This is a genomic window from Pseudomonas sp. SJZ103 (assembly GCF_007828335.1).
Lineage (GTDB): Bacteria > Pseudomonadota > Gammaproteobacteria > Pseudomonadales > Pseudomonadaceae > Aquipseudomonas.
On sequence record NZ_VIUN01000002.1, the window covers coordinates 43,418 to 69,658 of the forward strand.

General features: G+C 60.1%; 22 protein-coding genes and 1 tRNA gene. 18 read left to right on the forward strand and 5 right to left on the reverse strand.

Annotated elements, in window-relative coordinates; genetic code table 11:
* Positions 1-30: 30 nt before the first annotated feature.
* The 3 genes from FBY10_RS05465 to FBY10_RS05475 all read left to right on the forward strand — a co-directional run bounded on the left by FBY10_RS05465 (position 31) and on the right by FBY10_RS05475 (position 4,160).
* Positions 31-1,302, forward strand: coding sequence for a YeaH/YhbH family protein (locus FBY10_RS05465; RefSeq protein ID WP_145336836.1), 1,272 nt, complete (start codon positions 31-33; stop codon positions 1,300-1,302).
* A complete protein-coding gene (locus FBY10_RS05470) occupies positions 1,299-2,864 on the forward strand; it encodes a SpoVR family protein (RefSeq protein ID WP_145336837.1) in 1,566 nt (521 codons plus the stop codon). Before FBY10_RS05465 ends, FBY10_RS05470 begins: the two co-directional genes overlap by 4 nt.
* Before the next feature lie 63 nt (positions 2,865-2,927).
* The gene (locus tag FBY10_RS05475; RefSeq protein WP_145336838.1) at positions 2,928-4,160 is read left to right on the forward strand and encodes a multifunctional CCA addition/repair protein; all 1,233 of its coding nucleotides are present in this window, start codon (positions 2,928-2,930) and stop codon (positions 4,158-4,160) included.
* A 71-nt stretch (positions 4,161-4,231) separates the two neighbouring features.
* Here the strand turns inward: FBY10_RS05475 and folK are convergent, their stop codons facing one another.
* Entirely contained in the window at positions 4,232-4,750 is a 519-nt protein-coding gene (folK, locus tag FBY10_RS05480; protein WP_145336839.1) for a 2-amino-4-hydroxy-6-hydroxymethyldihydropteridine diphosphokinase, read from the reverse strand.
* A complete protein-coding gene (gene folB / locus FBY10_RS05485) occupies positions 4,741-5,094 on the reverse strand; it encodes a dihydroneopterin aldolase (protein ID WP_015886183.1) in 354 nt (117 codons plus the stop codon). The genes folK and folB overlap by 10 nt, the downstream gene beginning before the upstream one ends.
* Positions 5,095-5,166: 72 nt before the next feature.
* Here folB and plsY point away from each other — a divergent pair, with 72 nt between their 5' ends.
* On the forward strand, positions 5,167-5,736 hold the full coding sequence (plsY, locus tag FBY10_RS05490) for a glycerol-3-phosphate 1-O-acyltransferase PlsY (protein ID WP_027605921.1): 570 nt from the start codon (positions 5,167-5,169) through the stop codon (positions 5,734-5,736).
* A 33-nt stretch (positions 5,737-5,769) separates the two neighbouring features.
* Here the strand turns inward: plsY and tsaD are convergent, their stop codons facing one another.
* On the reverse strand, positions 5,770-6,795 hold the full coding sequence (gene tsaD, locus FBY10_RS05495; RefSeq protein WP_145336840.1) for a tRNA (adenosine(37)-N6)-threonylcarbamoyltransferase complex transferase subunit TsaD: 1,026 nt from the start codon (positions 6,793-6,795) through the stop codon (positions 5,770-5,772).
* A gap of 203 nt (positions 6,796-6,998) precedes the next feature.
* Here tsaD and rpsU point away from each other — a divergent pair, with 203 nt between their 5' ends.
* The 14 genes from rpsU (at position 6,999) to pqqE (ending at position 24,576) form a co-directional block, all read left to right on the forward strand.
* Positions 6,999-7,214 (forward strand): 30S ribosomal protein S21, encoded by a 216-nt coding sequence (rpsU, locus tag FBY10_RS05500; protein WP_002551877.1) that lies wholly within the window; start codon positions 6,999-7,001, stop codon positions 7,212-7,214.
* Positions 7,215-7,652: 438 nt separating this feature from the next.
* Positions 7,653-9,623: a DNA primase gene (gene dnaG / locus FBY10_RS05505; RefSeq protein ID WP_145336841.1), complete on the forward strand. Its 1,971-nt coding sequence runs from the start codon at positions 7,653-7,655 to the stop codon at positions 9,621-9,623.
* Between the two features lie 67 nt (positions 9,624-9,690).
* On the forward strand, positions 9,691-11,541 hold the full coding sequence (gene rpoD / locus FBY10_RS05510; RefSeq protein ID WP_065925398.1) for an RNA polymerase sigma factor RpoD: 1,851 nt from the start codon (positions 9,691-9,693) through the stop codon (positions 11,539-11,541).
* 121 nt (positions 11,542-11,662) lie between these two features.
* Positions 11,663-15,406, forward strand: a complete 3,744-nt coding sequence (locus FBY10_RS05515) for an EAL domain-containing protein (protein WP_131699116.1) — start codon at positions 11,663-11,665, stop codon at positions 15,404-15,406.
* Positions 15,407-15,422: 16 nt separating this feature from the next.
* Positions 15,423-15,499 (forward strand) — tRNA-Ile (locus FBY10_RS05520).
* An 85-nt stretch (positions 15,500-15,584) separates the two neighbouring features.
* A complete protein-coding gene (locus tag FBY10_RS05525; protein WP_145336842.1) occupies positions 15,585-16,031 on the forward strand; it encodes an Lrp/AsnC family transcriptional regulator in 447 nt (148 codons plus the stop codon).
* A 168-nt stretch (positions 16,032-16,199) separates the two neighbouring features.
* Entirely contained in the window at positions 16,200-17,882 is a 1,683-nt protein-coding gene (locus FBY10_RS05530; RefSeq protein WP_145336948.1) for an NAD(P)/FAD-dependent oxidoreductase, read from the forward strand.
* A gap of 10 nt (positions 17,883-17,892) precedes the next feature.
* Positions 17,893-18,687 (forward strand): carbon-nitrogen hydrolase family protein, encoded by a 795-nt coding sequence (locus FBY10_RS05535; RefSeq protein ID WP_145336843.1) that lies wholly within the window; start codon positions 17,893-17,895, stop codon positions 18,685-18,687.
* Positions 18,688-18,735: 48 nt separating this feature from the next.
* Positions 18,736-21,105, forward strand: coding sequence for a pyrroloquinoline quinone biosynthesis protein PqqF (gene pqqF / locus FBY10_RS05540; RefSeq protein WP_145336844.1), 2,370 nt, complete (start codon positions 18,736-18,738; stop codon positions 21,103-21,105).
* Positions 21,106-21,264: 159 nt separating this feature from the next.
* A complete protein-coding gene (pqqA, locus tag FBY10_RS05545; protein WP_003194766.1) occupies positions 21,265-21,339 on the forward strand; it encodes a pyrroloquinoline quinone precursor peptide PqqA in 75 nt (24 codons plus the stop codon).
* A gap of 71 nt (positions 21,340-21,410) precedes the next feature.
* Positions 21,411-22,322: a pyrroloquinoline quinone biosynthesis protein PqqB gene (pqqB, locus tag FBY10_RS05550; RefSeq protein WP_032883902.1), complete on the forward strand. Its 912-nt coding sequence runs from the start codon at positions 21,411-21,413 to the stop codon at positions 22,320-22,322.
* A gap of 106 nt (positions 22,323-22,428) precedes the next feature.
* On the forward strand, positions 22,429-23,181 hold the full coding sequence (pqqC, locus tag FBY10_RS05555) for a pyrroloquinoline-quinone synthase PqqC (protein WP_131699111.1): 753 nt from the start codon (positions 22,429-22,431) through the stop codon (positions 23,179-23,181).
* Positions 23,178-23,453 carry a pyrroloquinoline quinone biosynthesis peptide chaperone PqqD gene (gene pqqD, locus FBY10_RS05560; protein WP_027605935.1) on the forward strand — a complete coding sequence of 92 codons (276 nt, stop codon included), beginning with the start codon at positions 23,178-23,180 and terminating at the stop codon, positions 23,451-23,453. Before pqqC ends, pqqD begins: the two co-directional genes overlap by 4 nt.
* Entirely contained in the window at positions 23,446-24,576 is a 1,131-nt protein-coding gene (gene pqqE, locus FBY10_RS05565) for a pyrroloquinoline quinone biosynthesis protein PqqE (RefSeq protein ID WP_065938222.1), read from the forward strand. The genes pqqD and pqqE overlap by 8 nt, the downstream gene beginning before the upstream one ends.
* A 5-nt stretch (positions 24,577-24,581) precedes the next feature.
* Here the strand turns inward: pqqE and FBY10_RS05570 are convergent, their stop codons facing one another.
* Positions 24,582-24,740: a YqaE/Pmp3 family membrane protein gene (locus FBY10_RS05570; protein WP_010207008.1), complete on the reverse strand. Its 159-nt coding sequence runs from the start codon at positions 24,738-24,740 to the stop codon at positions 24,582-24,584.
* Between the two features lie 181 nt (positions 24,741-24,921).
* Positions 24,922-26,190, reverse strand: coding sequence for an aspartate aminotransferase family protein (locus tag FBY10_RS05575; protein ID WP_145336845.1), 1,269 nt, complete (start codon positions 26,188-26,190; stop codon positions 24,922-24,924).
* Positions 26,191-26,241 lie beyond the last annotated feature (51 nt).

Here is a 26,241-nt window from a genome sequence, read left to right on the forward strand (position 1 = left end):
TGTAACGTGAAGCTGCCCGGAGGGCTCCTCATGAGCTATGTGATCGACCGACGCCTCAATGGCAAGAACAAGAGCACGGTAAACCGCCAGCGTTTCCTGCGGCGTTACCGTGACCACATCAAAAAGGCCGTTGAAGAGGCCGTCAGCCGCCGCTCCATTACAGACATGGAGCATGGCGAACAAATCAGCATTCCCGGACGCGACATCGACGAACCGGTGCTGCACCACGGCCGGGGCGGCAAACAGACTGTCGTGCACCCCGGCAACAAGGAATTCACCACCGGCGAGCATATCCAGCGCCCGCAGGGCGGCGGCGGTGGCAAAGGCCCGGGCAAGGCCGGTAACTCCGGCGAGGGCATGGACGAATTCGTGTTCCAGATCACCCAGGAAGAGTTCCTCGAATTCATGTTCGAGGACCTGGAGTTGCCCAACCTGGTCAAGCGGAACCTGACCGGCACCGATACTTTCAAGACCGTACGGGCGGGGATCAGCAACGAAGGCAACCCCTCTCGAATCAACATCATCCGCACGCTGCGCTCGGCCCATGCGCGGCGTATCGCCCTGTCGGGCAGCAGCCGCGCCAAATTGAGGACGGCGAAGGAAGAGTTGGAGCGTTTGAAGCGCGAAGAGCCGGATAACTTCGGCGACATCCAGGAAATCGAGGCAGAAATAGAGAAACTCAGCGCGCGCATCCACCGCGTGCCGTTCCTCGATACTTTCGACTTGAAGTACAACCTGCTGGTCAAGCAGCCTAATCCCAGCTCCAAGGCGGTAATGTTCTGCCTGATGGACGTGTCCGGTTCCATGACCCAAGCCACCAAGGACATCGCCAAGCGATTCTTCATCCTGCTGTACCTGTTCCTGAAGCGGAACTACGACAAGATAGACGTGGTATTCATCCGCCATCACACCAGTGCCAGGGAAGTCGACGAAGAAGAGTTCTTCTACTCGCGGGAAACCGGCGGCACCATCGTCTCCAGCGCCTTGAAGCTAATGCAGGAAATCATGGCCGAACGCTACCCGGCCAACGAGTGGAATATCTACGCAGCCCAGGCCTCTGACGGCGACAACTGGAACGACGATTCGCCGATCTGCCGCGATATCCTGATCAACCAGATCATGCCGTTTGTGCAGTACTACACTTACGTCGAAATCACCCCCCGTGAGCACCAGGCCCTGTGGTTCGAATACGAGCGCATCGGCGAAGCCTTTGCCGACACGTTCGCCCAGCAGCAACTGGTCTCGGCCGGCGATATCTATCCGGTCTTCCGTGAACTCTTCCAGCGCAGGTTAGTGACATGACCGCCAAAAAAGAGACTAAGCGCCAACCCATTTCCACCGGCTCCGAGTGGACCTTTGAACTGATCCAGGCTTATGACCGGGAAATCAGCCGCATCGCGGCAGGTTATGCCCTGGACACCTACCCCAACCAGATCGAAGTGATCACGGCCGAACAAATGATGGATGCCTACGCCTCCGTCGGCATGCCCTTGGGTTACCACCATTGGTCCTACGGCAAACATTTCCTCAGCACCGAGAAGTCCTACACCCGGGGCCAGATGGGCCTGGCCTACGAGATTGTGATCAACTCCGACCCGTGCATCGCCTATCTGATGGAAGAAAACACCATCTGCATGCAGGCATTGGTGGTGGCTCATGCCTGCTATGGGCACAACAGCTTCTTCAAAGGCAACTACCTGTTCCGAACCTGGACAGACGCCAGCTCGATCATCGATTACCTGGTGTTCGCCAAGCAGTACATCATGCAGTGCGAGGAGCGCCACGGTATCGACGCCGTGGAAGACTTACTCGACTCCTGCCACGCCCTGATGAACTACGGCGTCGACCGGTACAAACGCCCGTACCCTATTTCTGCCGAAGAAGAACGCCTGCGCCAGAAGGAGCGCGAAGAGCACCTGCAGAAGCAGATCAACGACCTGTGGCGCACCATTCCCAAACGCGCCGGCAAGAACAGCGACAAGGACAACGCGCGCTTCCCCTCCGAACCCCAGGAAAACATCCTGTACTTCCTGGAAAAGCACGCACCGCTGCTGGAGCCGTGGCAACGGGAAATCGTGCGCATTGTGCGCAAGATCGCCCAGTACTTTTACCCACAGCGCCAGACCCAGGTGATGAACGAAGGTTGGGCGACGTTCTGGCACTACACGCTGATGAACGACCTGTACGACGAAGGCCTGGTCACCGACGGTTTCATGATGGAGTTCCTGACGTCCCACACCAGCGTGGTGTTTCAACCCGGCTTCGACAGCCCGTATTACAGCGGGATAAACCCTTACGCGCTGGGTTTTGCCATGTACCGCGATATCCGGCGCATGTGCGAACACCCCACCGATGAGGACCGCCGCTGGTTCCCGGAAATCGCCGGCAGCGATTGGCTGTCGACGATCAAGTTCGCCATGAGCAGTTTCAAGGATGAGAGCTTTATCCTGCAGTACCTCTCACCCCAGGTTATTCGGGATCTCAAGCTGTTCAGTATTCTCGATGATGACCTCAAGGACGACCTGGTTGTACCGGCCATCCATGATGAGCCCGGCTACCGCATCATTCGTGAGACGTTGGCCGCGCAGTACAACCTGGGCAACCGTGAGCCCAATGTGCAGATCTACAGCATCGATGTGCGCGGCGACCGCTCGCTGACCCTGCGCCACCAGCAGCACGACCGTAAACCCCTGGGGGAATCCACCGAGGAAGTGCTCAAGCACCTGCATCGGCTATGGGGCTTCGACATCCATCTGGAAACCCTGCAGGGCGACCAAGTGATGAAGACCCACCATGTGCCACCGCGCAACGATCATAACGACAACGACTACGGCCGCCTGGACCTGGCTGTCGTTCATCTCTGAAACAGCAAAGCCTCCATTGCTCAGGTACAGGCGGTATCCTGTGCCGCTAATGGAGGCTTTTTCATGAAAATCTACAAAGTCGGCGGCGCCGTGCGTGACCGCTTGCTGGGCATCAAGGTCACTGATATCGACCGTGTGGTTGTCGGCGCCACTACCGAGCAGATGCTTGCCAAGGGCTTCAAACCGGTCGGCGCTGACTTCCCGGTGTTCCTGGACCCGAAGAGCGGCGACGAATATGCCCTGGCCCGCACCGAGCGCAAAAGTGGTCGGGGTTATGGCGGGTTTGTATTTCACGCCAGCCCCGAGGTTACGCTGGAAGAAGACCTGATCCGTCGTGATCTGACCATCAACGCGATGGCCGAAGACGACGATGGCAATCTGACCGATCCTTACAATGGTCAGCGCGATCTCAAAGCACGCACTCTTCGTCACGTTTCCCCCGCGTTCGCCGAAGATCCCCTGCGAGTTCTCCGTGTTGCGCGCTTTTCTGCACGCTATGCGCACCTGGGTTTTACAGTGGCACCGGAAACGCTGGAGCTGATGCGGCAACTCGGCGAGTCCGGCGAATTGGAAGCCCTGACACCGGAGCGCAGCTGGAAAGAAATCTCCCGGGCGCTGATGGAAGATCAGCCCCAGGTGTTTATCCAGGTACTTCGGGACTGTAATGCGCTGAAGATCTTGATGCCGGAAGTGGACGCACTCTTTGGTGTGCCACAACCCGAGGCCCATCACCCCGAGATAGATACTGGCGTGCACACCTTGAGCGTGCTGGAACAAGCTGCCTTGCACAAACAGCCACTGACCGTGCGCTGGGCCTGCCTGCTGCACGACCTGGGCAAGGGCCTGACGCCTGTGGATAAGTTACCGCAGCACATTGCTCATGAGCATCGAGGCTTGAAGCTGATCAAGGCCGTCAATGAACGCTTCAAGGTGCCGAGGGATTGCCAGGAATTAGCGCTGTTGGTGGGCCAGTATCACACCCACGGTCATCGTGCGCTGGAGCTGAAAGCCTCGACGCTGCTGGAGTTGCTGCAAAGTTTTGACGTATACCGCAGGCCACAGCGCTTTGAGGAGTTTGTGGTCGCCTGCGAAATGGATGCCCAGGGCCGCAAGGGGCTGGAGCAAAGAAGTTATCCACAGGCGGATTACTTGCGCGGCGCGGCGAAGGCAGCGCGCGAGGTTGCCGTTGCGCCACTGCTCGAGAAAGGCTTCAAAGGCCCGGAGTTGGGCGAGGCACTCAAGCGCGAACGGCTCAATGCACTTAAAGCCTACAAGGAACAACACAAACCCTTGTAGGAGCCGAGCTTGCTCGCGAAGAGCGTCGACGATAACGCAGCGCTCTCAGTTTTTCGCGAGCAAGCGCGCTCCTACAAGAGCGAGTCCGGGGTGAGTTGCTGGCCCTGCCATTCAAACCCGACAGGCGCCAGCACCTGATCAATCTGAGCATCACGCCACAGCGCAGCCATCGTCTTGCCCGCTTCGGGGTGCAAGCGATCCGGTGCCATCATCGACAACGGCCACAACACAAAGGCATTTTTCAGGATCTCTGCCCGCGGCAGGATCAAACCATCGAAGTTGCCCACCAACTCGCCGTAAAGCAGCACGTCGATATCCAGCGGCAAGCCTTTGCGGTCCGGCGCATAGCGACCGTTTTCGGCCTCGATGAATTTCAACCGGCGATCCAACTCCATCAATGGCAGGTCGGTATAGGCCGACACCACCAGATTGAAGAACGGCCCGCTTTTGATGCCCACCGGTTGGCTTTCGAACACCGCCGAGCAGCGCATATCCGTCAGAAAACTCGCCAACGCGTCGAGCCCGGCGCACAGATGGAGCTCGCGCTCGATATTGCTACCGAGGCCAAGGTAAACCTGAGTCAGCGACATCCGCGCTCAATCTCCACGCCCACACCCTTGGCAGCCGGCACTGCGCCGGGCTTGGTCAGTTTGAGGTGCAGCCAGGGAATCTGGAACTCGCTCATCAGCACTTCGGCCAGGCGCTCGGCAAAGGTCTCCACCAGTTGGTACTGGGACTGCTCGGCAAAGGCCTGGATACGCGCGGACACGCTGGCGTAATCCAGCGCCAGGGTCAGGTCGTCGCCGGCCGCAGCCGGGCGGTTATCCCACGCGAAGCTCAGGTCCAGGCGCAGGCATTGGCGGATCCCGCGCTCCCAGTCGTAGGCCCCGATCACGGTGTCGACTTCCAGGCCTTCGATAAACACTCTGTCCAAGCTCTTCTCCGCAGCACGACAAGGGCGCGATGCCCCGTTAGAATCAGGGCGTCCTCGCCCGGAATAGTTAGCATGTTTTGGTCACTGGCGATTCTCGCCTACCTGCTCGGCTCGCTGTCCTTCGCCATTTTGCTCAGCCGCCTGACGGGAAATCCCGACCCGCGAATGAGTGGCTCTGGCAATGCCGGCGCCACCAATATGTTGCGCCTGGCCGGCAAGAAGCTCGCCGTACTGACGCTGCTGGGTGACGTGTGCAAGGGCCTGTTGCCCGTACTGATCGCCAACCTCGCCGGCCTGCCCCTGCAACAGCAGGCCTGGGTGGGCGTGTGCGCCGTCCTCGGCCATCTGTTTCCCCTGTACTTCCGCTTTCGCGGCGGCAAAGGTGTCGCCACGGCAGCCGGCATGCTGCTGGGGATCTACCCGCCGGCGGCGTTGCTCGCCGTACTCGCCTGGCTATTGACGTTCTACCTGACCCGCACCAGCTCGCTGGCTGCGCTGATCGCCACACCGCTCACCCTGCCGTTGCTCGCCTGGCAGGAACCGGCGGCGCTGCTGCCGATGAGCGTGCTGACACTGCTGATCGTCTGGCGACACCGGGGCAATTTACGCGACCTGTTTGCCGGGCGCGAACGGCATTTTTAAATACCGTCAATGAGCACGGCTCACGTTGCGTATTTACAAGGGCGGCAACTGCTCCATCGGCCAGCGCGCCTGCACGCTGATCGCCAGGCTTTCGTGCTGCCCGGCCTGCAGGCGCTGACACCCGGCATAGGCGATCATCGCGCCATTGTCGGTGCAGAACTCAGGGCGGGCGTAGAACACATCTCCCTTCATATCACCGAGCATCTTTTCCAATGAGCTGCGCAACGCCTTGTTGGCGCTGACGCCACCAGCGATCACCAGGCGCTTCATGCCTGCCTGTTTCAGGGCGCGCTTGCACTTGATGGTCAAAGTCTCCACCACGGCCTGCTGGAACGCCAGCGCGATGTCGCAACGGGCTTGCTCACTGTCGTCCCCGGCGCTGACGCTGTGCTGCCAGGTATTCAGCGCGGAGGTTTTCAAGCCGCTGAAGCTGAACATCAGGCCAGGGCGATCGCACATCGGGCGCGGGAAGGTGTAGCGGCCGATAACGCCTTTTTCGGCGAGGCGGGCGATTTCCGGGCCGCCCGGATAATTGAGGCCCATCATCTTCGCAGTCTTATCGAAAGCTTCGCCGGCGGCGTCATCCAAGGACTCGCCCAAAAGCGTGTATTGACCGATTCCGTCGACCTGAACCAGCTGCGTATGCCCGCCCGAAACCAACAAAGCGACGAACGGGAACTGCGGCGGTTTTTCTTCCAGCATCGGCGCCAGTAAATGGCCTTCCATATGGTGCACGCCGAGGGCCGGAATACCCCAGGCAAAAGCAAGCGCTTGGGCGCAAGAGGCGCCAACCAGAAGGGCTCCGACCAATCCGGGGCCCGCCGTATAGGCAATCGCATCGATCTCGGTCGGCACGCAACCGGCCTCGTCCAACACCTGGCGAATCAACGGCAGCATACGTTTGACGTGATCACGACTGGCCAGCTCCGGCACAACGCCGCCATAGGCCCGATGCAAGTCGATCTGACTGAACAGTGCATCGGCCAAAAGCCCGCGTTCACTGTCGTAAAGTGCGACACCGGTTTCGTCGCAGGAGGTTTCAAGTCCCAGTACTAGCATGGGTTTGCGCCTTGTAGAGGCTGAATTCGAAGCCGCGCATAATAGTCGCCACTCCCCCTCCCGACTAGCGGTTTTCGATCAGAGGCTTTGCATTCCTGCCAATGAGGGGTTAACATCCGCAACCCTTAAAAACCGACGACCTCAGCCGCGAATTTTTTGCGACGAGAACGTTGATTCCCGGTAATGAAAGAAGGTAGCTCTGGATGCCAGCCGTCAAAGTAAAAGAGAACGAACCCTTCGACGTAGCTCTGCGTCGTTTCAAGCGCTCCTGCGAAAAAGCCGGTGTTCTGGCTGAAGTTCGTAGCCGCGAATTTTATGAGAAGCCAACTTCTGAGCGTAAGCGTAAAGCAGCAGCCGCTGTTAAGCGTCACGCCAAGAAAGTTCAGCGCGAACAGCGCCGCGCCGTTCGTCTGTACTAATACACAGACGTTCGTAGCAAGCTTCTGCCAAGCCCGGCCCTCAGCCGGGCTGTTGGCATTTGCGGATATCGCTTGATGTTTCATCGTTGAGGCCGCACACGCGACTGATACACCTGCTTCAAACGTCAGGACTGGCTCTTTTGCCAGCGGTGCACGTCTCTTCTGACGAGCCTAACAAGGCTACTGACGAGCACACTCATTTATAAGCAGGCGATCAACTGTATCGACTGTGCCCACCGATGAGCATCCGAGGCCACCATTGGTCAACGCCGGACTCCAGGGCTCTACGCCGAAAAACTGATTGAAACTAACGTCAGTGATTGTTCGGCAGATACACTTCCTGACAGCCCAAGCAGACGATCGATGGTCGAGCCATTCGATACGTGCACTTGAGCACTTCACGGGCACTCATTTACACGCAGTGATGACGAGAACGCCATGGCCGGGCTGATTCCCCAGAGCTTTATTGACGACCTTCTGAACCGCACCGACATCGTCGATGTTGTCAGCTCACGCGTGCAATTGAAGAAAGCCGGCAAAAACTACACAGCCTGCTGCCCGTTCCACAAGGAAAAGACCCCGTCATTCAGCGTCAGCCCCGACAAGCAGTTCTATTACTGCTTCGGCTGCGGCGCAGGCGGCAACGCCCTCGGCTTCCTGATGGACCACGACAACCTGGACTTCCCCCAGGCGATCGAGGACCTGGCGAAAGCCGCCGGCATGGAAGTCCCCCGCGAAGAAAGTGGCCGCCCACATAAACCACGGCAGCCCACCGACTCGCCGCTGTACCCGCTGCTGACTGCCGCTGCCGACTTTTACCGTCAGGCACTTAAAAGCCATCCGCAGCGCAAGGCCGCCGTCGACTACCTGAAGGGGCGCGGCCTGACCGGCGAAATCGCCCGCGACTTCGGCCTCGGCTTCGCTCCACCCGGGTGGGACAATCTGTACAAACACCTGAGCAGCGACGCCCTGCAGCAAAAAGCCATGATCGACGCCGGCCTCCTGGTTGAGAACGCCGAGACCGGCAAGCGCTACGACCGCTTCCGCGACCGTGTGATGTTCCCGATCCGCGACAGCCGTGGCCGCATCATCGCCTTCGGCGGCCGGGTGCTGGGGGATGACAAGCCCAAGTACCTGAACTCCCCGGAAACCCCGGTATTCCACAAGGGCCAGGAACTCTACGGCCTGTTCGAAGCGCGCAAGAACAATCGAAACCTCGATGAAATCATCGTGGTTGAAGGCTATATGGACGTGATCGCCCTGGCCCAGCAAGGTCTGCGCAACGCTGTGGCCACCCTAGGTACCGCCACCAGCGAAGAACACTTGAAGCGCCTGTTTCGTGTAGTGCCCAGCGTGCTGTTCTGTTTCGACGGTGACCAGGCCGGCCGCAACGCCGCCTGGCGCGCACTCGAAGCCACGCTGCCGAGCCTGCAGGACGGGCGCCGCGCGCGCTTCCTGTTCCTGCCCGAAGGTGAAGACCCGGATACCCTGGTGCGCTCGGAAGGCACCGACGCATTCCGCGCACGCATCAATCAACACGCGCAGCCGCTGGCGGATTATTTCTTCCAGCAACTGACCGAGGAGGCCGACCCGCGCTCCCTCGAAGGCAAGGCGCATATGGCCACCCTTGCGGCGCCATTGATCGACAAGGTTCCAGGCGCGAACCTGCGCACCCTGATGCGCCAACGCCTGCTGGAAATTACAGGGCTGAGTGGCGAAGCCGTCAGCCAGCTGGTACACAGCGCACCGCAGGACGCGCCACCTGCCTACGACCCAGGCATGGATTATGACGCCATGCCCGACTATGCCGACTTCCATCAACCCCAGGATGCGTACGCGCCCCAACAGGAATGGACGCCGAAGAAACCCGGTGCCGGCGGCAAGAAATGGGATAAGAAACCCTGGAGCAAGAATGGCAAACGCGGCGATCGCGATGAGGGTTACGCCCCGCGTACGCCGGTCGCTGTAGAAGCGCCTACATTGATTGCCCTGCGCACGCTTATCCACCACCCGCAATTAGCGAGCAAGGTCGAAAGCGCTGACCATTTTGCCAACGCGAGCAATACCTACGCTCAGGTGCTCATCGCACTGATCGAGGCCGTGCAGAAAAATCCTAAGCTAAACTCCATTCAGCTGATGGCTCGCTGGCATGGCACAGAACAGGGTCGTCTGTTGAAGGCACTCGCGGAAAAGGAGTGGCTAATTGACGGCGATAACCTTGAACAACAGTTTTTAGACACCATTACTAGGTTATCCGCGGGTCAGCACACGCAGACCCTCGATGAACTCATCAAGAGAGCAAGACAGCCGGGATTATCGGCTGAAGAGCAAATTCAGATAGCAAAACAGATGCGCGACCTCTTAAAACAGAATGTTTCCGCATCAAACCCGACCTCAGCTGGCGTGTGAGGTCATAGCTCGGGTATAATCCTCGGCTTGTTTTTTGCCCGCCAAGACCTTCAGTGGATAGGGTGTTATGTCCGGAAAAGCGCAACAGCAGTCTCGTATCAAAGAGTTGATCACCCTTGGTCGTGAGCAGAAGTATCTGACTTACGCAGAGGTCAACGATCACCTGCCTGAGGATATTTCAGATCCTGAGCAGGTGGAAGACATCATCCGCATGATTAATGACATGGGGATCCCCGTACACGAGAGTGCTCCGGATGCGGACGCCCTTATGTTGGCCGACGCCGATACCGACGAGGCAGCCGCTGAAGAAGCCGCTGCCGCGTTGGCCGCGGTGGAGACCGACATCGGTCGCACGACTGACCCAGTGCGCATGTATATGCGTGAAATGGGTACCGTCGAGTTGCTGACGCGCGAAGGCGAGATCGAAATCGCCAAGCGTATCGAAGAGGGTATCCGTGAAGTGATGGGCGCAATCGCGCACTTCCCTGGCACGGTTGACCACATTCTCTCCGAGTACACTCGCGTCACCACCGAAGGTGGCCGCCTGTCCGACGTCCTGAGCGGTTATATCGACCCGGACGACGGCATCGCGCCGCCTGCTGCCGAAGTACCGCCGCCTGTCGATGCCAAAGCCGCGAAAGCGGACGATGACACCGAAGACGACGAGGCTGAAGCCAGCACCGACGACGAAGACGAAGTCGAAAGCGGCCCAGACCCGATCATTGCTGCCCAGCGTTTCGGCGCGGTTTCCGATCAAATGGAAATCACCCGCAAGGCCCTGAAAAAGCACGGTCGCTCCAACAAGCTGGCAATTGCCGAGCTGTTGGCGCTGGCTGAGCTGTTCATGCCGATCAAGCTGGTACCGAAGCAGTTCGAAGGCCTGGTGGAACGTGTTCGTAGCGCCCTTGAGCGTCTGCGTGCACAAGAGCGTGCGATCATGCAGCTCTGTGTCCGTGATGCGCGCATGCCGCGTACCGACTTCCTGCGCCAGTTCCCGGGCCACGAAGTTGACGAAAGCTGGAGCGACGCTCTGGCCAAAGGCAAGGCGAAGTACGCTGAAGCCATTGGTCGCCTGCAGCCGGACATCATCCGTTGCCAGCAGAAGCTGACCGCACTTGAGACCGAAACCGGTCTGACGATTGCCGAGATCAAGGACATCAACCGTCGCATGTCGATCGGTGAGGCCAAGGCCCGCCGCGCGAAGAAAGAGATGGTTGAAGCGAACTTGCGTCTGGTGATCTCCATCGCCAAGAAGTACACCAACCGTGGCCTGCAATTCCTCGATCTGATTCAGGAAGGCAACATCGGCTTGATGAAGGCTGTGGACAAGTTCGAATATCGTCGCGGCTACAAATTCTCGACTTATGCCACCTGGTGGATCCGTCAGGCGATCACTCGCTCGATCGCCGACCAGGCCCGCACCATCCGTATTCCGGTGCACATGATCGAGACGATCAACAAGCTCAACCGTATTTCCCGGCAGATGTTGCAGGAAATGGGTCGCGAACCGACCCCGGAAGAGCTGGGCGAACGCATGGAAATGCCTGAGGATAAAATCCGCAAGGTATTGAAGATCGCTAAAGAGCCGATCTCCATGGAAACCCCGATCGGTGATGACGAAGACTCCCACCTGGGTGACTTCATCGAAGACTCGACCATGCAGTCGCCAATCGATGTCGCCACTGTTGAGAGCCTTAAAGAAGCGACCCGCGACGTACTGTCCGGCCTCACTGCCCGTGAAGCCAAGGTACTGCGCATGCGTTTCGGCATCGACATGAATACCGACCACACCCTTGAGGAAGTCGGTAAGCAGTTTGATGTGACCCGCGAGCGGATCCGTCAGATCGAAGCCAAGGCGTTGCGCAAGTTGCGCCACCCGACGCGAAGCGAGCATCTGCGCTCCTTCCTCGACGAGTGACACCAGAACCCCCGGCCCAGGCCGGGGGTTTTGCTTTGTATCGATAAAATTCCCCGCTACGCCCCTCCCCCGCAATGCCCGTCTACACTCGAAACATTCCCCGTGCCATAACGAGACCGTTATGCCCAGATTGCCGACTGTGTTACTCCTGTCGCTGCTGACCTGGACCGCAACGGCTGACGCGTTGACTCTTAGCGATGATGAGCGCGGCTGGCTGGCGGACCATCAGGAGTTGCGCGTGGGCGTGGACGCCTCCTGGCCACCCTTCGAATACCGTGATGAAGATGGCCGCTACCAAGGCTTGGCGGCGGATTACGTTCGCCTGATCCAGGAACGCCTGGGTGCCAGGATCAAACTGATCGAGCCGGTCAATTGGAGTGCCTTGCTGGAGCAGGCACGCCACAACCAACTCGACCTGCTGCCGGGCATCATGTCTACCCCCGAGCGCCAGGGCTTTATGGCATTCACACGGCCTTACCTGGACTTCCCCATTGTCATCCTTGCCCATGAAGGCGGCGCCCGACCACGCAACCTCAATGACCTTTATGGGTTGAAGATTGCCGTGGTGGAAAATTATGCGCCCCATGAACTGCTACGCACCCACCATCCAGATCTCAACCTGGTGGCCATGCCAAATGTCAGTTCGACGCTGCAGGCCTTGGCCACCGACGAAGTCGACGCCGTGGTAGGCGACCTCGCATCGAGCGTCTGGAGCCTGCGCCAGCTCAAGCTTGATGGCCTGTACGTAAGTGGCGAAACGCCATACCGCTATCAATTGGCGATGGGGGCACCACGCGACAACAAAATACTGGTGGGCATCCTGGACAAGGTTCTTGCTGACCTCAGCCCGGCCGAAACCGAAGCCATCCAGCAACGCTGGGTGGGCAGCCTCACCGACCACCGTACGTTCTGGACCGACCTGCTGATGTACGGCTTGCCCGCTGTGCTGTTGTTGAGCACCGTATTGGCCATCGTCATTCGGATCAATCGCCGGCTCAGCTCGGAAATTTCCCGCCGTGTCGCCCTTGAACAGGAACTGCGCAGCAGCGAATACCACTATCGCGGCCTGGTGGAGAGCTTGTCCGCTATCGCCTGGGAAGCCAGCGTTACCGATTTCACCTACAGCTATGTATCACCTCATGCAGAGGAACTACTCGGCTATCCACGCGCCCACTGGCTGATTCCAGGCTTCTGGCGCAACATCATTCACCCCGCCGACCTGCTCCGTGCAGAAACGTACTGCTACCGCGAAACCCGTGCCAACCGCGATCACAGCGTTGATTATCGCGTGATCACCGCCGACGGCCGCTGCCTGTGGGTGCGTGACATTGTCAGCCTGATCGAGCACGGCCATGAGCCGGTGCTGCGGGGCTTGATGATCGACATCAGCGAAGCCAAACGCACTGAAGAGGCGCTGCAGCTTTCCGAGCAAAAGTTTGCTTCCGTGTTTCAACAATGCCCGGACATCCTGGTGATCGCGCGGCTGTCCGATGGCTGCCTGCTGGAGGTCAATAAAGCGTTTGAGGATCAAGTAGGCCTGAAGGCCGCAGACGTGATCGGAAAAACCGCCACCGCCCTGAATATCTGGGACATCCCAGGCATTGGCCCGGACCTGTTGCAACGGGTGCAGACCACCAGCATTCGCAACCTGGAAATGCCTTTTCTGCGCAGCAACGGCCAGGCCTTTACCGGGCTGGTTTCCGCCGAGCCGTTTCAACTCGACACCACGGAAGCCATCGTGGTGGTGGTACGTGACATCACCCAGCTCAAGGAAACCCAGCAGCAACTGCAAACCTCCGAGGAAAAATTCGCCAAGGCCTTCCATGCCTCTCCCGACGGCTTGCTGTTGAGCCGCCAGAGTGATGGCCTGCTGATTGAAGTGAACGATGGTTTCAGTCGCATCACCGGCTTCGCCAGTGCGACATCCATCGACCAATCAACCCTGGACCTGGGCATCTGGGTCGACCTCAACGAACGTAAACACATGCTGGAATTGATGCAGCGAGACGGGTTTGTGCGTGATTTCATCTGCCATATACGGCGCAGCGACGGCCAGATTCGACTGTGTGAAGTCTCCAGCCGCCCACTGCCAATCGCCGGTGAAGAGTGCATGCTCACCATCGCCCGGGACATCACCGAGCGCCAGCTGATGCAGGAAAAGCTGCAACAGGCCGCGACGGTATTCGAAAGTACCGCCGAGGGCGTATTGATCACCGATACCCGCCAGAACATCAGCGCCGTCAACCGCGCCTTCAGCGAAATCACCGGCTACAGCGAAACCGAAGCACTTGGCCAGACACCGCGCCTGCTCGCCTCCGGCCTGCATGACAGCGCCTTCTACGCCGCAATGTGGCACCAGCTGACGGCCCAAGGTCATTGGCAGGGCGAGATCTCCAACCGCCGCAAGAACGGCGAGTTGTACCCCAGTTGGCTGACCATCAGCGCCGTGCGCAACCGCGATCAGTTGATCACGCATTTTGTCGCGGTGTTTGCCGACATCTCCAGCCTCAAGCTGGCCCAGGCGCGCCTCGACTATCAGGCGCACCACGACCCACTGACCGGCCTGCCGAACCGCACGCTGTTTGAAAGTCGGTTGCAGGCGGCCCTCAACGGCCATCAGGAAACCGGTAAACAAGGCGCGGTGCTGTTTCTCGACCTGGACCGCTTCAAACACATCAACGACAGCCTCGGCCACCCGATCGGCGACCTGCTGCTCAAAGACATCGCCGTACGCCTCAAGGAGCAATTGCGCGACATCGACACCGTCGCGCGCCTGGGCGGCGATGAGTTCATCATCCTGCTACCCGGCCTGCAACACGCCAGCGATGCCGAGCAACTGGCCAACAAGCTGCTGGCCTGCTTCACCCCGCCGTTCCAGGCCGGCGAACACGAATTCTTCATCAGCGCCAGCATCGGCACCAGCCTGTACCCCCAGGACGGTACCGACGTTGCCACCCTGGTCAAGAACGCCGACGCCGCGATGTACCGCTCCAAGGCCAAGGGCCGTAACCGGGTCGAAAGTTACACCCGCGACCTGACAGCCCAGGCCAACGAGCGTGTGGCACTGGAGCACGAACTGCGGCGTGCGATCGAACGTGATGAGTTGAGCCTGTATTACCAACCAAAACTGAGCCTGGTGACACAAGAATTGATCGGCGCCGAAGCCTTGATCCGCTGGCACCACCCCACCTTTGGCGATGTCCCGCCCGAACACTTTATCGCCCTGGCCGAAGAGAACGGCACGATCCTGCAGATTGGCGACTGGGTCCTGGAGCAGGCCTGCCTGCAAATGCACGCCTGGCAGACCCGCTTTGATGACTTCGGCCCGCTATCGGTCAACCTCGCCGGCGCGCAATTGCGCCACCCTGGTTTACTGGATCGCATCGAACAGCTATTGCGCGACTACAGTCTCGAACCGGGCTGCCTGCAACTGGAGATCACTGAAAACTTCATCATGAGCCAGGCCGAAGAAGCGCTGGCAGTCCTGCACCAACTCAAGCGCCTGGGCGTACAACTGGCGATCGACGATTTCGGCACCGGCTATTCGTCCCTCAGCTATCTCAAGCGCCTGCCGCTGGATTTCCTGAAGATCGACCAATCCTTCGTCCGCGGCCTACCCGACGACCCCCACGACGCCGCCATCGTGCGCGCCATCATCGCCCTGGGCCACAGCATGCAATTCACCATCATCGCAGAAGGCGTGGAGACCCCCGCGCAGCAAGCCTTCCTGGCCGCTGAAGGCTGCGAACAGATGCAGGGCTACATCGTCAGCCTGCCGCTACCGCCCGAGCTTTTTGCCGCTACCTTCCTTCGCAGGAGCATTGAGGATTTTTCGGATAGCACAGTGGAGAAACCATCGTTATAATCCGCGACCTGTTACAGGGCCTATAGCTCAGTTGGTCAGAGCAGAGGACTCATAATCCTTTGGTCCACGGTTCAAGTCCGTGTGGGCCCACCAAACAAGAAAGCCGCGCATTGCGCGGCTTTTGCGTATCTGGAAGATTGTAATATGGCTCCCCTCACCGCCCATACTGGAGCCACCCTTGGCCGTCCTCGATGAAATCGATCGTCAATTGATCGCCGCCCTGCAGATCAACGCCCGCGAAAGCGTGGCCATGCTTGCCCGGCAGTTAGGCATCGCGCGCACTACGGTGACGTCGCGCCTTGCGCGCCTGGAAAAAACCCAGGTGATCACCGGCTATGGTGTGCGCCTGGGCCAACGCATGGCAGATGGCGGCTTGCAGGCCTATGTGGGGATCACCGTGCAACCGCGTTCGGGCAAAGAAGTGCTGCGCAGGCTGAGCGTCATGGCCCAGGTTCAACAACTGTGCGCGGTCAGCGGCGAGTTCGATTACGTGGCCTGGTTGCGCACCGATTCGCCGGAACAGCTCGATCAACTGCTGGACCAGATTGGCAGTGTCGATGGCGTGGAGAAAACCACCACATCGATCATCCTCAGTAACAAATTGGACCGCGGACAACCAATCTGACCACTAAATTCGTCACTATGACTAAAAACAATTCATTCCGACGACACTTTGCGTCTTATTAACGAACGCAACGCTCCCTAAACTGGCTGCCATCTTTTCCTATACTCAGCGGGTCACTTCCCGCCGAGTCGTCAGCAAGGGCCCGCCATGAGCATTCCGTCCAGCACCATCAGCAAGACCAATCGCCACCCAGCAGACGGTAAAAAACCCATCACCATCTTTGGCCCGGATTTCCCGTTCGCCTTCGATGACTGGATCGAACATCCGGCTGGACTCGGCAGTATCCCCGCCGCCAACCATGGCGCTGAAGTGGCCATCGTCGGCGCCGGTATCGCCGGGCTGGTCGCCGCCTACGAATTGATGAAGCTGGGCCTCAAACCTGTGGTGTATGAAGCCTCGAAGATGGGCGGCCGTTTGCGTTCCCAGGCCTTCGAAGGCGCCGAAGGCATCATCGCCGAGTTGGGCGGGATGCGTTTTCCGGTGTCATCTACCGCGTTCTATCACTACGTCGACAAGCTGGGCCTGGAAACCAAACCCTTCCCCAACCCGCTGACGCCAGCCTCCGGCAGTACGGTGATTGATCTGGAAGGCCAGACCCACTACGCACAAAAGCTGTCCGATCTGCCTGCGCTGTTCCAGGAAGTGGCTGACGCCTGGGCCGACGCCCTGGAGGCCGGCTCGCAGTTCGGCGATATCCAGCAAGCCATCCGCGACCGTGATGTACCGCGCCTCAAAGCGCTGTGGAACAAGCTGGTGCCCTTGTGGGACGACCGCACCTTCTACGACTTCGTGGCGACCTCCAAGGCTTTCGCAAAGTTATCGTTCCACCACCGCGAGGTGTTTGGCCAGGTAGGTTTCGGCACCGGCGGCTGGGACTCGGATTTCCCCAACTCGATGCTGGAAATTTTCCGCGTGGTCATGACCAACTGCGACGATCACCAACACCTCATCGTCGGCGGCGTTGCCCAGGTGCCGATGGGCATCTGGCGCCATGTGCCGGAGCGTTGCGCCCATTGGCCGGCCGGTACCAGCCTCAGTTCCTTGCACCGCGGCGCACCACGGGCCGGGGTCAAGCGCATCGCCCATGCGGCTGATGGCCGTTTCGCGGTGACCGACAACTACGGCGATACCCGCGAATACGCGGCCGTGCTCACCACCTGCCAAAGCTGGCTGCTGACCACCCAGATCGAATGCGATGAAACCCTGTTTTCGCAAAAGATGTGGATGGCCCTGGACCGTACGCGCTACATGCAATCGTCGAAGACCTTCGTGATGGTCGACCGCCCGTTCTGGAAAGACAAAGACCCGGAAACCGGCCGCGACCTGATGAGCATGACCCTCACCGATCGCCTCACGCGCGGCACTTACCTGTTCGACAACGGCGACGACAAGCCAGGGGTGATTTGCCTGTCGTACTCGTGGATGAGCGACGCGCTGAAAATGCTCCCGCAGCCCATCGACAAGCGAGTGAAACTGGCGCTGGACGCCTTGAACAAGATCTACCCGAAAGTCGACATCAAGGCGCGCATCATCGGCGACCCGATTACCGTGTCCTGGGAGGCCGACCCGCATTTCCTCGGTGCCTTCAAAGGCGCGTTGCCGGGTCACTACCGCTACAACCAGCGCATGTATGCGCACTTCATGCAGAAGGACATGCCCGCCGAACAGCGTGGGATTTTTATCGCCGGTGACGACGTTTCCTGGACCCCAGCGTGGGTGGAGGGTGCGGTACAAACCTCGCTGAACGCGGTATGGGGCGTCATGACCCACTTTGGCGGCAGCACTCACCCCGAGAACCCGGGGCCGGGTGATGTGTTCGATGAGATCGGGCCGATTGCCCTGGCTGACTAAGGAGTTGAACATGCGCGTCGCCCTGTACCAATGCCCACCGCTGCCGTTGGATGTCGCAGGCAATCTCAAGCGTCTGCACCAACTGGCGCATGAAGCGTCGGACGCCGATGTACTGGTGCTGCCGGAGATGTTCCTCACCGGTTACAACATCGGTGCTGAAGCCGTGGGTGCCTTGGCCGAAGCGCAGGATGGGGAGTCTGCGCAAGCCATTGCCGAAATCGCACAAAACGCCGGGCGGGCCATTCTGTACGGCTACCCGGAGCGGGCCGACGATGGGCAGATCTACAACGCCGTGCAGTTGATCGACGCCCACGGCCAGCGCCTGTGCAACTACCGTAAGACCCACCTGTTCGGCGATCTGGACCACTCGATGTTCAGTGCCGGCGACGATGATTTTCCGCTGGTGGAACTCAACGGATGGAAGCTGGGGTTCCTGATCTGCTATGACCTCGAGTTCCCGGAGAACACCCGACGCCTGGCCCTGGCCGGTGCCGAGCTGATCCTGGTGCCCACCGCCAATATGGTGCCGTTCGACTTTGTCGCCGACGTCACCGTGCGGGCGCGGGCCTTCGAGAACCAGTGCTACGTGGCCTACGCCAATTACTGCGGGCACGAAGGCGAGATTCAATACTGCGGGCAAAGCAGCATTGCCGCACCGGATGGCCAGCGAATCGCCCAGGCGGGTCTGGATGAAGCCTTGATTGTCGGGACAGTGGATCGGCAATCGATCCTCGACGCCCGCGCCGCCAACCATTACCTGCAAGACCGGCGTCCCGAGCTTTACGGCCCACTGCACAAGCCCTGATTGAATGGGTTTGTTAGCATAGGCACTTGCCCCGTTCTGGAAGTGCCCATGCCCGCCCCGGCCCACCTTTATCCCGTTCATCTGACCCTGGCCAATGGCCTGCGGGTTTCCCTGCGTCATGCACCGCGCTTAAAGCGTTGCGCGGCGGCGCTGCAGGTGGCTGCCGGTAGCCACGACGTGCCGTTGGCCTGGCCGGGGCTGGCACATTTTCTTGAGCATTTGTTGTTTCTGGGAACCGAGCGCTTTCCTGCAGGCGAAGGGCTGATGGCCTACGTGCAGTGTCACGGTGGACAGGTCAACGCCAGCACTCGCGAACGCACCACAGACTTCTTCTTCGAACTACCGGTGTCGACCTTTGCCAATGGATTGGAGCGACTGGCTGACATGCTGGCGCGTCCGCGCCTGGATCTGGAAGATCAACTACGCGAGCGCGAAGTGCTGCACGCCGAGTACGTCGCCTGGTCCCAGGATGCCAAGGCACAGCAGCAGGTGGCGCTGCTCGAAGGTTTGGCGGCGGATCATCCGCTACGCGGCTTTCACGCGGGCAACCGTGACAGCCTGCCGGTGGAGCACGAGGAATTTCAAAAAGCACTCAGGGAATTCCACGGACATTTCTATCAAAGCGGGCAGATGACCTTGAGCCTCGCCGGCCCACAGACGCTGGATGAGCTGGAAGCCCTGGCGCAACGCTTCAGCGCGCAACTGATCACTGGCCCCCTGCATCCGCAGGCCTCGCCACCGGCCTTGATGCAAGGCCAGGCTCGGCGTTATCAACACATCGACAGCGGCCATCTGCACCACGTCATCACCTGTGACGCGCCCCGTGAAGCCCTGGATTTCCTCTGCACCTGGCTCAATACCTCCGCGCCGGGCGGGCTGCTCGCCGAGTTGAAAAACCGCCACTTGACCAGCGCACTGCAGGCGTCAGTGCTGTATCACTTCGCCGGACAAGCCGTGCTGGACATCGACTTTACGCTCGATAGCGAAGACGAACCGACCACACACATTGAGGCGCTGCTGCACGACTGGCTGAGTTTTTTCGCACACAGCGATTGGACGCCACTGCGCGAAGAGTTCGCCCTGCTGAACGCTCGCCAACAACAGACCCAGGGCGCCCTGGCATTGGCCCGCAACGATCGCGAAGACCTCAGTGAACAGGGCGTCGCTGCGCTCAAGGCCCTGCTTGTTTCACTGCATTTGCCGCCCGCCGAACACCGTTGGCAGTTGCCCCCGAACAACCCGTTCCTGCGCCCACAGGTCAAAGAAGAACGCGCCGGCCTGATTCGCGGCCAAACCAGCGCTCACCGAGGCTTGCGCACGTTTGCCCAAGATCGTTCACGGGGGCGAAGGGACGTATCGGCGCTGACCTTCAGCCAGGCCTTGGCGGATGACAGCGATGAGGGCGCGCTGTACCTGCAGTGGCGCTTCGACGCGCCAGCGCCTGCGGGGCTGGAAAACACCTTGCAGCCATTGCGTGAGAACGCGCGCCAGGCGGGCGTGGAATTATCTTTCGAAACCACCGGCCATGATTGGCTGGTGAAGATGACCGGGTTGCACGACCCCATGCCGGCCGTCCTGGAGGCGTTGGCGCAGAGCCTGCATCTGCCGCAAGACGCCGCCCCGCCAGCAACACCCATGATCGCAATCCGAGAACTGCTCAAGGCGCTCCCCACGTGCTGCGCCACCGACAGTGTCGACGCCAGCGATCAGCCTGCATCCTGGGCCACCGCACGCTGGCACGGCCTGGGGCTGAGTATGCCCGCCGCGTGTGAAACGTTGATAAAGGCCGCCGCCGCTCGTCTGCCTGGACAACCTGCACACCTGGAACCCCCTCTTCAACACCTCGGCGGTCAACGGGTGTGGCATACGGTTAAAACTGACTCAACCGAAGCCGCCGTGCTGCTGTTTTGCCCGATACCCAGCCAATCCCTGGCCGATGAAGCCTCATGGCGACTGCTTGGGCACCTGCTCCAAGGTCCGTTCTACCAACGCCTGAGGGTCGAGTTGCAGTTGGGCTACGCCGTATTCAGCGGTGTCCGACAGATCAACGGGCAAACCGGCCTGCTGTTGGGTGTGCAGTCACCCAGCGTTTCGTTGGAAGGTATCGTCGATCACGTGCACACCTTCCTGGAACACCTACCGTTGTTGATCGACGGCAGCGATGACTTGGGCAATCACACCTTGGCACAGCAGTTCTGCGCCGAAACGCTACCGATCACCCAAAGTGCCGAACTGCTTTGGCACGCGTGCCTGGCGGGCCATCCGTCGGATTATCTGTGCCAGCTTCAAGCGTTGATCCAGACCCGAACGCAGGAGGACCTGCAACGAGCAGCCCAACAGCTACAGGACGCGACTGGCGGCTGGCGCTGCATCGCCAACGGCCCACGTGTCGACGAGACCTGGCAACCCGCGAGCTGATCATTGCCAACCCTGCAACAGGCTTTTTCCACCAAGACAGCGCTAACTTGAAAAGAATTGCGTAACATTCCTACGCACACATCTGAACATCTCCGACTGGAGGTGGACTATATGTATTACTTGGTAGTAAACGTCCCATCCCTTCGTAGGAGTAAGAATATGACCTGGTCCAAACCTGCTTACACTGATCTGCGCATCGGCTTCGAAGTCACCATGTACTTCGCCAGCCGCTAAGCCGCTGGGTAATACAACGCCTCGGTTCGCCCGGGGCGTTTTTGTTTTGAGCTTTGCTTGATGGAGCGGCCATGTTTGTCCAGATTCTAGGTTCCGCCGCTGGCGGCGGCTTCCCGCAGTGGAACTGCAACTGCGTGAACTGCGCAGGTTTTCGTGACGGCAGCCTGCGGGCGCAGGCGCGGACCCAGTCATCCATCGCCATTTCCGACGATGGCGTGAACTGGGTACTGTGCAATGCCTCGCCGGATATCCGCGCGCAACTCCAGGGTTTTGCGCCGATGCAGCCCGGCCGCGCACTGCGCGACACCGGCATCAGTGCCATCATCCTGATGGACAGCCAGATCGACCACACCACCGGTTTATTGAGCCTGCGCGAAGGCTGCCCACACCAGGTGTGGTGCACCGATATGGTCCATGAAGACCTGAGCACCGGCTTCCCGCTGTTCACCATGCTCACCCACTGGAACGGCGGCCTGGCCTGGAACCGTATCGAGCTGGATGCCAGCTTCACCATCCCGGCCTGCCCCAACCTGCGCTTCACCCCACTGCCACTGCGCAGTGCCGCCCCGCCCTACTCGCCGCACCGCTTCGACCCGCACCCAGGCGATAACATCGGCCTGATCGTCGAAGACCTGCGCACCGGCGGCAAACTGTTCTACGCCCCGGGCCTGGGCAAAGTCGATGCGCCGTTGCTGGAGATCATGGCCGGCAGCGATTGCCTGCTGGTGGATGGCACGATGTGGGACGACGACGAAATGCAGCGCCGTGGCGTCGGTACCCGTACCGGCCGCGAGATGGGCCACCTGGCGCAGAACGGCCCCGGCGGCATGCTCGAAGTACTGGAGCAGTTGCCCGAGCAGCGCAAAGTGCTTATCCACATCAACAACACCAACCCGATCCTCGATGAAGACTCCCCCGAGCGCGCGGAACTGGTGCGGCGCAATGTTGAAGTCGCTTACGACGGCATGAGCATCGAACTGTAGGAGCGGGCTTGCCCGCGAAAAACCCAAGGGCACCGTGCTCATTCAGAACGCCCACGTCATCGTTAACGACCTTCGCGAGCAAGCTCGCTCCTACAGGAGACCTCTTATGACTGATAGACCCATGAACACCGACGAATTTGAAAAAGCCCTGCGGGCCAAAGGCGCCTTCTACCATATTCATCACCCGTACCATGTGGCGATGTATGAAGGCCGTGCCACCCGCGAGCAGATCCAGGGCTGGGTCGCCAACCGTTTCTATTACCAAGTGAATATCCCGCTGAAAGACGCCGCAATCCTGGCCAACTGCCCGGACCGCGAGATCCGCCGCGAGTGGATCCAGCGCCTGCTCGACCACGATGGCGCACCGGGTGAAGACGGCGGTATCGAAGCCTGGTTGCGTTTGGGCCAAGCGGTCGGCCTCGACCCTGACCAGCTGCGCTCCCAGGAACTGGTGCTGCCCGGCGTGCGCTTTGCGGTAGACGCCTACGTGAACTTTGCGCGCCGCGCCAGCTGGCAGGAAGCCGCCAGCAGCTCGCTCACCGAGCTGTTTGCGCCGCAGATCCACCAGTCGCGCCTGGACAGCTGGCCGCAGCACTACCCGTGGATCGATCCCACCGGTTACGAGTATTTCCGCACCCGCCTGGGCCAGGCTCGGCGCGATGTGGAGCATGGGCTGGCAATCACCTTGCAGCACTACACCACCCGTGAAGGCCAGGAGCGCATGCTGGAAATTCTCCAGTTCAAACTCGACATCCTGTGGAGCATGCTGGATGCCATGAGCATGGCCTACGAACTGAAACGCCCGCCGTATCACAGCGTGACCGAGCAGCGGGTCTGGCACAAAGGGATCACCCTATGAGTTTTGATCGCAGCAGAAAACCAACCTGGCGCCAGGGCTACCGCTACCAGTACGAACCCGCGCAAAAAGGCCACGTATTGCTCTACCCCGAAGGCATGATCAAGCTCAACGACAGCGCCGCGCTGATTGGTGGCTTGATTGACGGTGAGCGCGACGTGGCGGCGATCATTGCCGCGCTCGAAGAACAGTTCCCCGGCGTGCCTGAGTTGGGTGACGACATCGAGCAATTCATGGAGGTCGCCCGTGCTGAGCACTGGATCACCCTTGCCTGAAAAACCAGCCATCGGCCTGCCGCTATGGTTACTCGCCGAGCTGACCTACCGCTGCCCGTTGCAATGCCCGTATTGCTCCAACCCGCTGGACTTTGCCGAGCAGGGCAAGGAGCTGAGCACCGAACAGTGGATCAAGGTGTTTCGCGAGGCCCGTGAGATGGGCGCCGCGCAATTGGGGTTTTCCGGCGGTGAGCCACTGGTACGCCAGGACCTTGCCGAACTGATCGCCGAGGCGCGCAAGCTGGGGTTCTACACCAACCTGATCACCTCGGGCATCGGCCTCACCGAGCAGAAAATAAGCGACTTCAAGAAAGCCGGCCTGGACCACATCCAGATCAGCTTTCAGGCCAGCGACGAACAGGTTAACAACCTGCTGGCCGGCTCGAAAAAAGCCTTCGCGCAAAAGCTGGAAATGGCCCGTGCAGTGAAGGCGCACGGCTACCCGATGGTGCTGAACTTCGTCACCCATCGGCACAATATCGATAAGATCGACCGCATCATCGAGCTGTGCATCGCGCTGGAGGCGGACTTTGTCGAGCTCGCCACCTGCCAGTTCTATGGCTGGGCGCAACTCAATCGCGTGGGTTTATTGCCGACGAAGGAACAGCTGGTGCGCGCCGAACGCATCACCAACGAATACCGCGCCAAGCTCGAAGCCGAAGGCCACCCGTGCAAGCTGATATTCGTCACGCCGGATTACTACGAGGAGCGCCCGAAGGCCTGTATGAACGGCTGGGGCAGTATCTTTCTGACCGTGACGCCAGACGGCACCGCCCTGCCCTGCCACGGCGCCCGACAGATGCCGGTGCAGTTTCCCAATGTGCGCGACCACAGCATGCAGCACATCTGGTACGACTCTTTCGGCTTCAACCGCTTTCGCGGCTACGACTGGATGCCCGAGCCGTGCCGTTCATGCGATGAAAAGGAAAAGGACTTCGGCGGCTGCCGTTGCCAGGCCTTCATGCTCACGGGGGATGCGAGCAATGCCGACCCGGTGTGCAGCAAGTCCGAGCAGCACGGCATCATCCTCAAGGCGCGGGAAGAGGCCGAACATGCTACCCAGACCATCGAGCAACTGGCCTTTCGCAATGAGCGCAATTCACGGCTCATCGCAAAAGGCTGAGGCCATCAGCGTTTGGCGATGATGTACACGGCGTGAATGATGCCCGGGAAGTAACCGCACAACGTCAGCAGAATATTCAGCCAGAACGCGCCGGCGAAACCCACTTGCAGGAACACACCCAGTGGCGGCAGCAGGATGGCGATGATGATACGAATGATGTCCATGGGTCAGCTCCAGAAAATCGGCTCGTGTGAGCCGTGTAGCTAATCGACCTTGGGCGTTCGTGAGGGTTCAGTGGGATCTGGCACCAGGCCATCCTTTAATGGCCAGACAAAAAAACGCCCCCAGCCGAAAAAATCAGGCTGGAGGCGCCGCGTATACCGCGAGACGGTTCAGGAATGTGGGTTAAACGGCGATGCCCTTGCGGCACTGCAACTGGGCGGTGCGCACCCGGGAAAAAGCGCGAGCCAGGCGCAGGAGCATTTCGTCGATGTTGCTTTTGCTCACCGTAAGCGCCGGGGTGAAGCGCAGGCAGTCAGGTTGCGGGGCGTTGAGGATCAGGCCTTCGTGCAGAGCGGCTTTTACCACTGCATCTGCAGAATCATCCGACAACGTCAGGCCCCACATCAGGCCGTGGCCGCGCAATGGGCCCTGATCGTAGCGGTAGCCCAGCCGGGCAAGGCCTTCGCTCAGGTAAAGGCCGGATTCACGTACGTGTTCCAGGAAGCCATGCTCCAGCACCGTATCGAGCACCGCCAGCCCGGCCGACGCCATCAGCGCGTTGCCATGATGGGTGCCTTCCAACTCACCCACTTCGAAGCAACAGGCGTTGCCGCGCGCCAGCAGGGCTGCCAACGGCACGCCTCCGCCCAGGCCTTTGCCGAGGGTGATGATGTCGGCCCGCACGCCGTACTGCTGTTCGGCAAGCAAGGTGCCGCAACGACCGAGGCCGGTTTGTACCTCATCGAGGATCAGCAGGATCCCCAGTTCGCGGCACAGCCGTTCAACCCCCTTGAGGTAATGTTCCGTCGCGGGGATCACGCCGGCTTCGCTCTGGACCGGCTCCAGCAGGATGGCGACTGTCTGTGCATCGACCGCCGCATGCAGGGCCGGCAGATCGTTGAACGGCACATGGCTGAAGCCGGGCAATTGCGGTTCAAAGCGGTTTTCCAGATTGCCGGCCGACGCCGCCAGTGCGGCGAAACTGCGCCCATGGCAACCATTGCTCGCGCTGATAATGCGGTGGGCCCCGCCGCGATGCAGTTGGCCCCACTTGCGCGCCAGCTTGATCGCCGCTTCGCAGGCCTCGGCGCCACTGTTGAGCAGGTAGGCCTGGTCGCTGCCGGTACGATGGCACAGGCGGTCGACAAGATTGAGTTGAGCGCGGTTATGCAGACCCATGCCCGGATTGATCAGGGCCTGGGTCTGCTCGGCGAGGGCTTTGATCAAGACCTGCGGGCTGTGGCCGAGGCTGTTGGCGGCGTTGCCCTGGCTGAAATCCAGGTAGGCACGGTCGTCGCTGTCCCACAGCCAGGAGCCCTGGCCACGTACGAAAACCTGAGGCGGCCTCGCCACGGTGGGCATCAGCGCCTCGCTGGACAGCGTATCGGGTGAAGCCTCCAGAACCAGGTCGTCCAGGCTGGGCACGGGACGACGTATATTGAAGAGATTCACAGCTTCCCCCCGATGGCAACCGGGCCTTGGTCGGTTTCTCCTGCAATCATT

What these genes read in the sequence shown, in the direction of transcription:
- FBY10_RS05465 (WP_145336836.1), top strand. Translation starts at nt 31, where the DNA reads ATGAGCTATGTGATCGACCGACGCCTCAATGGCAAGAACAAGAGCACG.
- FBY10_RS05470 (WP_145336837.1), top strand. Translation starts at nt 1,299, where the DNA reads ATGACCGCCAAAAAAGAGACTAAGCGCCAACCCATTTCCACCGGCTCC.
- FBY10_RS05475 (WP_145336838.1), top strand. Translation starts at nt 2,928, where the DNA reads ATGAAAATCTACAAAGTCGGCGGCGCCGTGCGTGACCGCTTGCTGGGC.
- folK (WP_145336839.1), bottom strand. Translation starts at nt 4,750, where the DNA reads ATGTCGCTGACTCAGGTTTACCTTGGCCTCGGTAGCAATATCGAGCGC.
- plsY (WP_027605921.1), top strand. Translation starts at nt 5,167, where the DNA reads ATGTTTTGGTCACTGGCGATTCTCGCCTACCTGCTCGGCTCGCTGTCC.
- tsaD (WP_145336840.1), bottom strand. Translation starts at nt 6,795, where the DNA reads ATGCTAGTACTGGGACTTGAAACCTCCTGCGACGAAACCGGTGTCGCA.
- rpsU (WP_002551877.1), top strand. Translation starts at nt 6,999, where the DNA reads ATGCCAGCCGTCAAAGTAAAAGAGAACGAACCCTTCGACGTAGCTCTG.
- dnaG (WP_145336841.1), top strand. Translation starts at nt 7,653, where the DNA reads ATGGCCGGGCTGATTCCCCAGAGCTTTATTGACGACCTTCTGAACCGC.
- rpoD (WP_065925398.1), top strand. Translation starts at nt 9,691, where the DNA reads ATGTCCGGAAAAGCGCAACAGCAGTCTCGTATCAAAGAGTTGATCACC.
- FBY10_RS05515 (WP_131699116.1), top strand. Translation starts at nt 11,663, where the DNA reads ATGCCCAGATTGCCGACTGTGTTACTCCTGTCGCTGCTGACCTGGACC.
- FBY10_RS05535 (WP_145336843.1), top strand. Translation starts at nt 17,893, where the DNA reads ATGCGCGTCGCCCTGTACCAATGCCCACCGCTGCCGTTGGATGTCGCA.
- pqqF (WP_145336844.1), top strand. Translation starts at nt 18,736, where the DNA reads ATGCCCGCCCCGGCCCACCTTTATCCCGTTCATCTGACCCTGGCCAAT.
- pqqB (WP_032883902.1), top strand. Translation starts at nt 21,411, where the DNA reads ATGTTTGTCCAGATTCTAGGTTCCGCCGCTGGCGGCGGCTTCCCGCAG.
- pqqC (WP_131699111.1), top strand. Translation starts at nt 22,429, where the DNA reads ATGACTGATAGACCCATGAACACCGACGAATTTGAAAAAGCCCTGCGG.
- pqqD (WP_027605935.1), top strand. Translation starts at nt 23,178, where the DNA reads ATGAGTTTTGATCGCAGCAGAAAACCAACCTGGCGCCAGGGCTACCGC.
- FBY10_RS05570 (WP_010207008.1), bottom strand. Translation starts at nt 24,740, where the DNA reads ATGGACATCATTCGTATCATCATCGCCATCCTGCTGCCGCCACTGGGT.